Below are 12318 nucleotides of genomic sequence, written 5' to 3' on the forward strand. Positions count from 1 at the left end.
GAAAAGGAATGCGCTTCTAGTAATAGGGAGTTTAAATCGTCTCTTGTCGCTGAAATTAACTACTCTGGCACGGATATTTACTTATATCTCGGCCAAAAAAAAAGCTCGGAATGTTTTTTTGTTTACCTTTGTCATATAGCAAATCTAAGAATAATACACTATGGGGAAACAGTCGTTTTTTATTCTATTCTTTTTTCTTAATCTGTTGATACATAACGCTTATGCTTATAATTTGAAGCAAGTTGCAGATAAAGAATATATGTCTAATAGTTCGATTACATCTCTGTGCCAGGATGAACGTGGATTAATGTGGATCGGGACCTGCGACGGACTGAATATTTATGATGGACAAGAGATTGAGGAATTTAAGACCCGTGACAAGGAGGATTACTTATCTGGTAATCTGATTGACAATATTGTGTATACGGGTGAAGACATTTACTGGATTCAAACCTACTATGGGTTGAACCGTTTGAACCGGAAAACCAATACAATCACTCACTATAATGAATTTCAGAAACTCTTCTTTATGAATAAGGATAGTCATGGTAATCTGTTCATTATCCAGGATAGTAACTGCATTTATTATTATCATAAAAAAGAAGGCGTCTTCAAGAAAATCAATATCACGGGAATTCCGATTTCCGATATCGTAAACTTCTTTATCGACGGTAATAACCGGATGTGGGTAGTCATGAAAGGATACAACCGTTGTTATGACATACAGCAGGAAGCCACATCGGGAGATATCACCCTGTTACCCCAAAAAACGAATCTGATTTATCAGACCTCCTTGATCTATTGTTTCAATGACGAGCAATCTCTTTATTACATAGACAAGGAATTTAATTTTTATGCTTTCCATATTCCGACCCAGAAGAATGAATTTATTGCCAATCTGGGTAAGGAAATACAGGAACGTGGCAAAATCTCTTCCATCGTTCATTATCATAACAGCTATTTTGTGGGCTTTTTGATGGATGGTATTCTGCTGTTGGAGAAACAGAAGGAAACGAATCATTATCAAATTCAGCCGTTGCCAATCAACAGCGGTGTATTCTGTCTCAAGAAGGACCGTTTTCAGGATGTTGTTTGGATTGGTACAGACGGGCAAGGTGTTTATCTTTATTCGAACCCGCTTTATTCTATCAAATCAATGGTGCTTAGCAATTACACCGAGAAAATAGAACGCCCCGTGCGTGCCATCTATCTTGATGATGAACGTACTTTTTGGGTGGGAACCAAAGGAAACGGAATTCTTAAAATCTATGATTACGAATTCGATAAAAACATCTCTGACTGCCGATCAGAGGTGTTGACTACCTCTAATAGTGCTTTGAGTAGTAATGCCGTTTATTGTTTTGCCAAAAGCCACCGGAATTTGCTTTGGATAGGAGACGAAGAAGGATTAACTTATTATTCATATCGGGAAAAACGTATCAAGAGTATACCAATACGGATCGGCAACGAAGATTTCAAATACATCCATGACATTTACGAAACAGCAGATTCCGAACTGTGGCTGGCGAGTGTCGGCATGGGAGTGGTGAAGGCTCGTATTGCCGGAACACCGGACAATCCGGTGATTGTGGATGCGCAACGTTACATCATTAATGATGGCGAACTGGGATCGAACTATTTCTTTACTATTTATGCGGAGAATGAAACCAACCTGTTGTTTGGTAATAAAGGATATGGGGTGTTCCGCTATAACGAAACGACGAACGGCCTGGAACCGGTGTCTACTCACAAATACGAAAACATGACCCTGAATAATATTCTCGCCATCAGTAAAGACAGCAGCAATAACTATCTTTTTGGAACGAGCTACGGATTGATAAAGTACACTTCGGAAACTTCTTATCAGCTCTTCAATGCCAAGAATGGTTTCCTGAATAATACCATTCATGCAATTCTTAGAAACTCGTCCGACAATTTCTGGTTGAGCACCAATCTCGGATTAATCAATTTCGATACGAAACGGAATGTCTTTCGTTCGTATGGTTTCGGAGATGGTTTAAAGGTGGTAGAGTTTAGTGACGGTGCCGCTTTTCGGGATTCCCGGACTGGTACTCTGTTCTTTGGAGGAATCAATGGAGTCGTAGCTATCCGGGCGGATGGCCGTCCGGAGCAGCTTTATATGCCTCCTGTTTATTTTGATAAGCTGTCTATCTTCGGTGAACAATACAATCTGGGAGAATTTCTCACCCGGAAAAAAGAAGCTGAAGTCTTGAATTTACAGTATGACCAGAATTTCTTTTCTGTTTCATTTGCTTCTGTGGATTATCTGAATGGTAATAACTGTACCTATTTCTATAAACTGAAAGGATTGAGTGACCAATGGGTAAACAATGGTTCGGAAAGTGGAGTCTCTTTTACGAATATGGCTCCTGGTGAATATACCTTACTGGTGAAATATTACAATAGTGTCTTTGATAAAGAGAGTGATGTCTATTCCCTGGTCATTCGTATAGGCGATCCGTGGTATGCTTCCTGGTGGGCTTATTTGATTTATGCCTTCTGTCTGCTTTTACTGGCAGCCTTACTGATACGTTCTTTTATACTGCGCTCCAAACGTAAAAAGCAGGAATTGCTGAACGAGATAGAGAAACGCCATCAAAAGAATGTCTTTGAGTCCAAACTTCGTTTCTTTACTAATATCGCACATGAGTTTTGTACTCCGCTGACTTTGATTTATGGTCCTTGCGGACGAATCCTTTCATCGAAGGGACTTAGTAAATTTGTCGTGGACTACGTACAGATGATTCAGACGAATGCGGAGCGTCTCAACAACCTGATTCATGAGTTGATTGAATTCCGTCGGATTGAAACAGGAAACAGGGAAGTACGGATTGAGTCATTGAATGTGTCTTCTATTGTGAAAGGAATAGCTAAAACGTTTGTCGAAATGGCTAAATCCAGAAACATCACTTTCTTGAGCAAGATACCCGAACAGGTGATGTGGAACTCGGACAAGGGATTTCTGAATACGATTATTATTAATCTGATTTCTAATGCCTTTAAATATACTCCCGACGGACAGAGTATCAAGATTGAAGTGGATACGAGTGGGGAAAACATGTTGACTCTTCGTGTAGCAAATGAAGGAAGTACCATCAAGGAAAAGGATTTCCAGTATATTTTTAACCGGTATGCTATTTTGGATAACTTCGAAAATCAGGATGAAAAGAACTTTTCCCGGAACGGACTGGGACTAGCCATCTCTTATAATATGGCAAAGTTACTGAATGGTACGTTGAAAGTGGAAAATACTCCTGACGGATGGGTGATGTTTACACTCACCTTGCCAGTTATGGAGCAGACTACCGGAGTGGCGGAAGCAAAGCGGCTCACGGCGGAATATATCCCCAAGATAGATACTCAACCGATACTGAAACTTCCACAGTATGAGTTTGACAAGATGCGTCCCACGCTTTTGGTGGTCGATGATGAAATTGAAATGCTATGGTTTATTGGAGAAATATTCTCGGCTGATTTCAATGTGGTAACCTTGCAAGATCCCGAACGGCTGGATCAGGTGATGAATGAGGTTTATCCGAATGTGATAATCTGTGATGTCATGATGCCGGGAATGGGTGGCATTGAACTGACCAGGCGGATCAAATCGGTGAAAGAGACGGCGCATATTCCTATTATTGTGGTTTCCGGACGGCACGAGATGGAACAACAGATGGAGGCTCTTTCTGCCGGTGCGGAAATGTATATCACGAAACCGTTTAGTGCGGAGTACCTTCGTATTTCTGTCTGTCAGGTGATGGAACGGAAAGAGGTGTTGAAGAATTATTTCAGTTCGCCAATTAGTTCTTTTGAAAAGTCGGACGGGAAGTTGACGCATAAAGAGTCGAAGAAGTTCCTACAGTCGGTTTTGAAGATTATCAATGATAATATAACGAACAAAGATTTGACTCCGCGTTATATCGCCGATCGGCTGGCAATCAGTCCCCGGAGTCTTTACCGGAAGATGGAAGAGATAGGAGAGGATAGCCCGACCGATCTGATTAAGGAATGTCGTTTGCACATAGCGAAAGATTTATTGCTGACCACTAAAAAGACGATTGATGAAATTGTATTCGATTCGGGATTCTCGAACAAAGTTACTTTCTTTAAGGTGTTCCGTGAAAAGTATGAATGTACGCCAAAAGAGTTTCGGATGAAACATTTGGAAGAGGTTCAGCAGTAGTCTGTGGCGGGAATTTTTAAAGAAAAAGAAGAAGTAAATATCCGTGTTAATGTAGTAAATATCCGTGCCAAAAGGTAAAAAAAAGCAGTTAATTTTCTTTTGGTAGAGTTTAGTGATTTTATCTTTGTCTCATCGAAGTTTTAAGTAGATAAACTTGAAAAGTATTAATTTATTAATCTTTAATCTAATGAAAAGGAAACTTAGTTTTTTATTTCTTTCAGCATTGACTATCCCATTTTTTATGGTATCGTGCAGTGATGATAAAGAAGAACAGGAAGTGAAACCGGCAACAGATCTGGTTGTCGATAATAATTCGGTGACACTGCTACAAGGAGATGAGATTACGGTAAGTATCACTTCCGGTAATGGAGATTATTATGTGAAGCCATTTGATGAAAATGTGGCGACGGCTACAATCAATGGTAATAAGGTGACTATTAAAGCTACCGAAAATAGTCAGTTGGAGGAAAATAACCGTACGGAAACCACTATATTAATAGTAGATGGGCGTAAGAAAGTGGCTAGAGTGCTGGTTCGGGTAGCAAAACTTTGGGATTTGACGGTAGATGCACCGGAAGAAGGGTTTGACCTCTTTATCGGTGAAAAGAGACTGGTGAAGATTTTGACCGGTAACGGAGATTACCAGATTTCCATACCGGAAGGTGCTGATAAGTTTCTGGAAGTGGGCGAACTATCGGGACAGGTTATTCCGTTGACTGCCAAGTTCGAGACTGGAGATGATCCGGTAAATGTTACGATAACAGATAAGAAAGGCAAAACGATCATCCTTCCTGTGGTAGTGAACATCGTGGATCTGACACTGAAAAGTAATGAAGCCATTTTTGTCGAACCGGATGCCGAATCTCAATATATATCTATAGAGAAAGGTAATGGTGGCTATAGTTTTACTTATCAGGTAGGAGATGGCGAGCCTACTACGGATGCAACGATTGTGGAGGCCACTGAAAAAGAGAATCTGATTACCTTGAAACCCAAAGCCAGAGGTGATGTGAAAGTGATTGTGACAGACCAAAAAGGTTCCATGGAGGAGATTGCGGTGAAAGTGAATCCGTATAACCTTAAATTGGAAAATGAAGCAACTTCTTTAATTATTGGTGGCTATGAGGCATCTACAGAAATTGCCATCACCAGAGGAAATGGCGATTATAAGTTGGCACAACTCACAGATGATAATAAAACCTATTTGAAAACCGCTGAATTGATTACGGAAGACGGGGCTACCAAGTTAAAACTAACAGGAAAGAAGCTTGGAACTACTACACTGGAACTGTCTGATGCGGCAGGTCAGAAATTGACTTTACCAGTTTATGTGAATCCGGTATGTTATCGTTTGGAATATGACGTATGCTTTAAAATTGATATTAAGAAGTATGCGGAATCACATTCAGAGGTGAAAAGTATGAATCAGCTTACTCTTGAGGTTGTTTTCTATCCGACTTATACTCGTTCTTTGCAATCGTTTATAGGTTTGGAAAGTGTATTCCTGCTTCGTGCAGAAGCTAAGGATGTGAATCCGCGTTTTGAAATAGCCACTAAAATTAATGGTAAGAGTGACCCCCGTTTCCGTAGTCAGCAGACTATTTATTGTGATGATTCGGAAGGTGGACGTAAGACTCCGGGTAAATGGTATCATATAGCCATTGTATATGATGGAACGAAATCAAGTACAAAAGAGGCTTATAAAATGTATATAAACGGAGTGAGAGAAACGTTGACTCCTGCAGATAACTCTTATGAAGATTGTGCCCCTAATTCATCTCTCAATCTGACAGATGTAGGTGGAAATGATAAGGCGTTGTTGATAGGACGTTCCGGAGATTCATATCGGGTAGGATATTGCAAAGTTTATCAGGCACGGATGTGGAAGAGAGCGTTGGACGAAAGTGAAATTAAAGCGAATATGTGCAAAATCCTTAATGCAGAAGAACACTCTGACTTGATGGGATATTGGGTATTCTCGAAAGGTGTCGGAGGTTCTACAGTTTTTGAAAATTGGGGAAATGGCGGTAGCGGATTGGATGCGCAAGTTTGTTTGCAGAATATAAGCGAAAATAAACCAGCTTGGGGAGCGGAACTTCCTGCAACTTATAATGGAGATAAGAGCCGCTTTGAACCAATTGGATGTCCTCATTCATACTAAAACTAGGAATATAATATGAGAAACAATATGATAACAAAGAAACTAATCAAATTTGCCCTGCTGTTTTTTCTTATCGGACTGACGGCCTGTGACAATAAACTGAATCCGGGCTTTGATCCGGATGATTATGAACCGATTGTTCCGCCTGAACCAGTCAGAACAATGGATGCAATGGCTAGCGGTGAGCGGGTAGTACTTTCGGGTGCTTCGTTAACGGATATTATCTTAAAATGGACGCCTACCGAGAAGCACGGAAATACTGTATATCGTTATGAAGTATTGATTGATACGATCGGGGGCGACTTTACCAAACCGGTAGAAACTTTTTTTTCGGATAATAATGGGCTGGAATCACAGCTGACTTTTACCCATTATCAGGCAAATACAATAGGTAAACTGGCTAAGTTCCGTTGCAATACCAACGGCACACTGCGTTGGAAGGTACGTGCTTATTGCGGATTGGATCAGGCTCTTAGTAGTTTGGAAGGCTATTTCGTAATTTTTATGATGGACGGCATCGATGATATGCCTTCTGAAAACGAGCCGGTTTATATCACTGGAGCAGGTACAGAAGATGATGGCGATGAAGCGGAAGCGCAGCAGATGCTTCGTCAGAATGAGGGAATTTATCAGACATTTACTCTATTGAAAGCTGATCAGCCATTTGTCTTTACATCTACTGTTGAAGGTCGCAAGTGCTATTATTATGTAGATGATAACGGAGTGTTGCGTGAACGTAATGACGGTGAAGATTATACAATTACGGTTCCTCAATCAGGCATCTACCGGATTACTATCAATATGGGTGAGCAGACAATCAGTTATGATGAAATAGGAGAGGTGTATCTTTATAACCATTCAGGCGGGTATAGACAGAACTTCAACTATCTGGGATATGGCAAATGGGGTGTGAAGAATTATACTGCCCGGAAACAAACGGAAAGTTGGGCAGGAAGCGGTGAAACCCGTCATAGCTTTAAGATGGAGATCAACGGAACAACCTACCGTTGGGGACATAAGGAGAAAGATAAAGGGCAACCGAATCTGACTACCGACAACAGCTATTATAATTTATATCAACTGGCATTGGGCACAGATCCATGGGATTACAGTTTCCGTTTTTGCGACGAGTTACTGCAATGGGGCGAAAAGCAGGGAAATGTCTATTATGCTACGGTGAAAACCGATGTGACCCTCTATTTCAATGCAGAGTTTGGAACGTATACCCACCGTTGGGTAGCTTCGGAAACGAATGAAGATTAAAACTGAATAATAATATGAAGAACTATATAGTATCATTATCAAAAAGAGCTTTGCTGTTAAGCGGTGCACTGGCAATATTTACAGCTTGTGACGACGGCGATTTGGGAGATATCTACAAGGGCAATTCGTCTGGCGAATATGTGTCGGATGTGAACTGGACAGATGCAGCCGACAAAAGTACGGGAACTTATATCAAATATTTTTATGAGAATGCCAGCGGACGGGATACCTTTTGCGGAAGCATTTACTGGGAAAAACCGAATACACCGGAAACCGGAGAACCGGCAAGCACAGGCGGTAGCGGTGGATGGTCGCAGGGACATGCATTGGATATCGTGATCGATGCTTATATCCGTCATGCAAATAATCCCGAATATCAGGCTCATTTGTATGAAAACATCATGAAACCTTTCCTGCCGGCTTTTGATGACTGGAATGAACATTGCGGTTATGGTGGCAAAGACTTCTGGAATAACTTCTATGATGATATGGAATGGATGGCACTGTCTTGTCTGCGGGTTTATGAATTGACTGGCGATCAGGATTATTACAGTGCGTTGATGAAGATGTGGAACCATATTAAGGGAGCGAAGAATGACTATAAAGGGGTAGGAGGAATGGCATGGAAAACGGATGCGCCGGCTTCACGTATGTCTTGTTCTAATGGTCCCGGTTGCCTTCTGGCTATGAAATTGTATCAGCTTACCGTTAAAGAGGCTAAAGACGGCTGGGAAGAGCAGGCTGCTTATTACCTGAACTTCGCCAAAGAGGTATATAACTGGATGACGGCTTATCTGTGTGATATTTCCACCGGACAGGTATATGATAATCTTAGTATTAAAGATGACGGTACACCGGGAGATCCTGATAAAGTAGCCTTGTCTTATAATCAGGGAACATTTATGGCGGCTGCTCTGGAGTTGTACAACGCTACCGGTGAGGATGAATATCTTCGTAATGCAGTTGCTTTCGGCTCTTACCAGGTGAATAAGAAAATGGATTCCAACTATCCGGTATTCAGTGGTGAAGGAAATTCGGGAGATAATCTTTTATTCCGTGGAATATTTGTCCGTTACTTTTTGGATATGGTGAAACAGCCGACTAGCAGCCTTTATCCGGAAAAGACCAAGAATAAGTTTATTGCTGCATTGCGCAGCTGTTCTGATGTGCTTTGGACGTTGGCTCATCCCGAAGGCTATTATGTGTGGGAGTACGACTGGGCAAAAGCACCGGTCTTCGGTAATCGCGACAACAGGGAAGATCGTCTGACAATCTCCTTGAATGCGGAAGTCCCGGGAGCAACAATGATTGAAATCCGTGCCCGTTATGAAGACTGGGTGCAAGGTAAAGCAACGGAAAAAGCCAACTGGGTCGGACCGGATTTCGGTAAGAAAGCAGAGGAATAAGATTGATTTATTACACATAGAAAATCGAAAAGAAAGATGATACATATAAAAAGAAATATTTGTCTGGTGGCTGTTTCTTGCACTCTTCTTGCAGGTATACCTTTGCAGGGGGTGGCGCAAACGGGAAGAACGGCAAAGGTGCAGGCCACACAAAGCAATAAGATAACAGTGTCAGGTACGGTATTGGACAAGACGACAAATGACCCGTTGATCGGTGTGTCTGTTGTCGTGAAAGGAGTGGCCAATGCAGGTACGATTACGGATATGGATGGTAAGTTTACATTGAAACTGCCTTATGCAGAAGCTCCGTTGGTGTTTTCCTATCTGGGTTACCAGCCGCAGGAAATTGTTCCCGGTGCAAAGAAGGAACTGACTGTCTTACTACAGGAAGATACGAAAGCCCTGCAGGAAGTGGTTGTGGTAGGTTATACCAAACAACGTAAAGAAACCATGATCGGTTCTGTTGCTACCATTACGACAAAAGATTTGACGCAGAGTCCTACGGCTAATATCAACAATGCACTTGCCGGACGTCTGCCTGGTTTGATTGTAAACCAGTATGCGGGTGGTGAACCGGGTGTTGACCAAAGTGAATTGTTTATCCGTGGTAAGGCAACTTACGGTAATCAAAGTGCTATTGTCATTGTCGATGGAATCGAACGTGACATGAGTTACCTCGCACCAGATGAAATTGAAACATTCACTATTCTGAAAGATGCTTCCGCTACTGCCGCTTATGGTATCCGTGGTGCAAATGGTGTAATCGTTATTACCACCAAACGTGGTAAAGCAGCGGAAAAGGCAACCGTGAATCTGAAAGCCTCTATCGGTATTAACCAGCCGATCGGTTTCCCCGAATATTTAGGTTCTGCCGATTATGCAACCTTATATAATGAGGCCAGATTGAACGATGCCAAGATGACGGGTGCAGACATCAGCAGTTTGAACCTCTTCTCTCAACAGGCGATTGATAACTTCCGCCGCGCCAAAGGAGATAACTCCGATGGCTTGGGATATGACTGGGATTATTATGATTTTGCCTTTAAACCGGGCTTGCAGGAAGATGTAAGCCTCTCCATCCGTGGAGGTACGGACAAGGTACGTTATTATGTATTGGCTAATTACTTCTCACAAGGAGGTAACTACAAATATGCGAATGCTGGTGAATATGACTCACAGACCAAATTCACCCGTTACAACTTTCGTTCAAACATTGATATTAACATTAATCGTTATTTGAGTACCCGTCTGGACTTGGGAGCCCGTATTACTGACCGTAATGCACCGGGTACAACGGCTAGTCGCCTGATGACCATCTGTGCAACTCAACCTCCCTATCTGCCCATTTTGGTGGAAGAAAACTCGCATCCGCAGAATGAGGAATATATTCAGCAGAACCCTCGTGGAATGCTTTATGGTGACAACATCTATCGCTACAATCTTTTGGGTGAATTGAGCCGTACGGGTTATTTGAATGAGAAGAATACTTATCTGAACGGTAGTTTTGCGATGAATCTGGATATGGGATTTCTGACGAAAGGATTAAAGGCGGAACTGATGTTTTCTTATGATGCTTCCGAAGGACGATGGATTAACCGCAAACTGGATACTTACAAGGATGGATATCGTGAATATCCGAAGTATGCAACGTTTATGCCGATTGAAGGTTCAGATGCTTATATGACTGGCGGCCATTATACCGGTGCTTATAAAACAGGTAACAAGTATGATATTGACCAGACTATCGGTAACGGATTCAGTCATAATGCTTCTGATGGACGTACTTATATACAAGCACGTTTGGATTACAACCGTTTGTTTAGCGATCGTCACGAAGTGACAGCCATGTTATTGGCAAACCGTGGTAATCGTACCGTTAACAATGAGCTGGCTTATCATAGCCAAGGTATCACCGGGCGCTTTGCTTATTATTATAATCAGAAGTATCTGATGGAATTCAATTTCGGTTACAATGGTTCCGAGAATTTCGCTCCGGGCAAACGTTACGGATTCTTCCCCGCGGGTTCAATCGGTTGGGTAGTCTCAGAAGAAGAATTTATGAAAAAAGCTTCCTGGGTTGATTTCCTGAAAGTAAGAGCTTCTTATGGTTTGGTAGGTAGTGACAATGTCAGCAGCCGTTTCCCTTATCTGGCTTTCTATGGTGGTGGTAGCGGTTATGATTTCGGTAATAACTTTGGTACAAATGTAGGCGGTAATTCCGAAGGTAATCTGGCTAATGCAAGTTTGACTTGGGAGAAAGCTCGTAAACTGAATGTCGGTATTGATTTTACTACCCTGAATCAAAGGTTGGCATTGACGGTAGATGCATTTTATGAATATCGTTTTGACATTATTACGGATATGAACGGTGACGGTATCATGGGATATCCGGACATTGTAGGTAAGGATGCGGCTTTACAGAATCTGGGTGAAGTAAGCAACCGCGGTGTGGATATCGAATTGAGCTGGAACGATAAGATTGGAAAGGATTTCCGTTACTATATCCGTCCGAACCTGACTTTCTCCCGCAACCGTCTGGAATATAAAGCGGAAGTTGCCCGTAAGAATTCCTGGCGTAAAGAGACCGGTAAACGTTTATACGAAAACTTCGTCTATGTGTTCGATCATTTTGTAGCCGATCAGGAAGAAGCTGACCGCCTGAACAAAATCGGTTATCAGCCGTGGGGACAATTAATTCCGGGAGATGTTGTTTATAAGGATTTGGATCGTAACGGAGTGATTGATGATGAAGACCGTACGGCAATGGGAAATCCGCGTAGTCCGGAACTGATGTTCGGTATTCCTTTCGGTTTCCAGTATAAGAACTTTGATTTTAGTGTATTATTGCAAGGTGCGACAAAATCATCTATTCTGTTGAATGGGGCTGCTGTATTTGACTTCCCGCAATTTGAACAGGATAAGATCGGACGTGTGAAGAAAATGCATCTGGACCGTTGGACACCAGAAACGGCTGCTACTGCCAAATATCCGGCATTACATTATGGAACACATGATAACAACAAGAATGGAAACAGCAGTTTGTTTTTGTATGATGCTTCATACCTGCGTCTTAAGAATGTGGAAATTGGTTACAATGTATCGCCCAAATTATTACGTAAATTCCATGTGCAACAGGCACGTATCTATGTGCAAGGTCTGAATCTGTTGACTTTTGATAAACTGGGTGATGTGGATATCGATCCGGAAACGAAATCCGGAGACGGAGCTTCCTGGTATCCTATTCAAAAGGTATTCAATTTTGGTATTGATATTACATTCTAAATAAG

Annotated in this window: 5 protein-coding genes; all 5 read left to right on the top strand. The window is 41.8% G+C overall.

The genetic code is table 11. The features are described 5' to 3' along the window. Positions 1–160: 160 nt before the first annotated feature. Positions 161–4201: a response regulator gene (locus AB3G73_RS20680; RefSeq protein ID WP_367745547.1), complete on the top strand. Its 4041-nt coding sequence runs from the start codon at positions 161–163 to the stop codon at positions 4199–4201. Positions 4202–4388: 187 nt separating this feature from the next. Continuing rightward, positions 4389–6362, top strand: a complete 1974-nt coding sequence (locus AB3G73_RS20685) for a LamG domain-containing protein (RefSeq protein WP_258979412.1) — start codon at positions 4389–4391, stop codon at positions 6360–6362. A 15-nt stretch (positions 6363–6377) separates the two neighbouring features. Continuing rightward, the gene (locus tag AB3G73_RS20690) at positions 6378–7625 is read left to right on the top strand and encodes a SusE domain-containing protein (RefSeq protein WP_320980637.1); all 1248 of its coding nucleotides are present in this window, start codon (positions 6378–6380) and stop codon (positions 7623–7625) included. A gap of 14 nt (positions 7626–7639) precedes the next feature. Further along, positions 7640–9031, top strand: a complete 1392-nt coding sequence (locus AB3G73_RS20695) for a glycoside hydrolase family 76 protein (protein WP_195649261.1) — start codon at positions 7640–7642, stop codon at positions 9029–9031. 36 nt (positions 9032–9067) lie between these two features. Beyond that, the gene (locus AB3G73_RS20700) at positions 9068–12313 is read left to right on the top strand and encodes a TonB-dependent receptor (protein WP_195649260.1); all 3246 of its coding nucleotides are present in this window, start codon (positions 9068–9070) and stop codon (positions 12311–12313) included. The last annotated feature ends 5 nt before the right edge of the window (positions 12314–12318 follow it).

Origin of the sequence: Bacteroides sp. L008 (genome assembly GCF_040812255.1) — a bacterium.
In the GTDB taxonomy this organism is placed as follows: domain Bacteria; phylum Bacteroidota; class Bacteroidia; order Bacteroidales; family Bacteroidaceae; genus Bacteroides; species Bacteroides vicugnae.

What these genes read in the sequence shown, in the direction of transcription:
- AB3G73_RS20680 (WP_367745547.1), top strand. Translation starts at nt 161, where the DNA reads ATGGGGAAACAGTCGTTTTTTATTCTATTCTTTTTTCTTAATCTGTTG.
- AB3G73_RS20685 (WP_258979412.1), top strand. Translation starts at nt 4,389, where the DNA reads ATGAAAAGGAAACTTAGTTTTTTATTTCTTTCAGCATTGACTATCCCA.
- AB3G73_RS20690 (WP_320980637.1), top strand. Translation starts at nt 6,378, where the DNA reads ATGAGAAACAATATGATAACAAAGAAACTAATCAAATTTGCCCTGCTG.
- AB3G73_RS20695 (WP_195649261.1), top strand. Translation starts at nt 7,640, where the DNA reads ATGAAGAACTATATAGTATCATTATCAAAAAGAGCTTTGCTGTTAAGC.
- AB3G73_RS20700 (WP_195649260.1), top strand. Translation starts at nt 9,068, where the DNA reads ATGATACATATAAAAAGAAATATTTGTCTGGTGGCTGTTTCTTGCACT.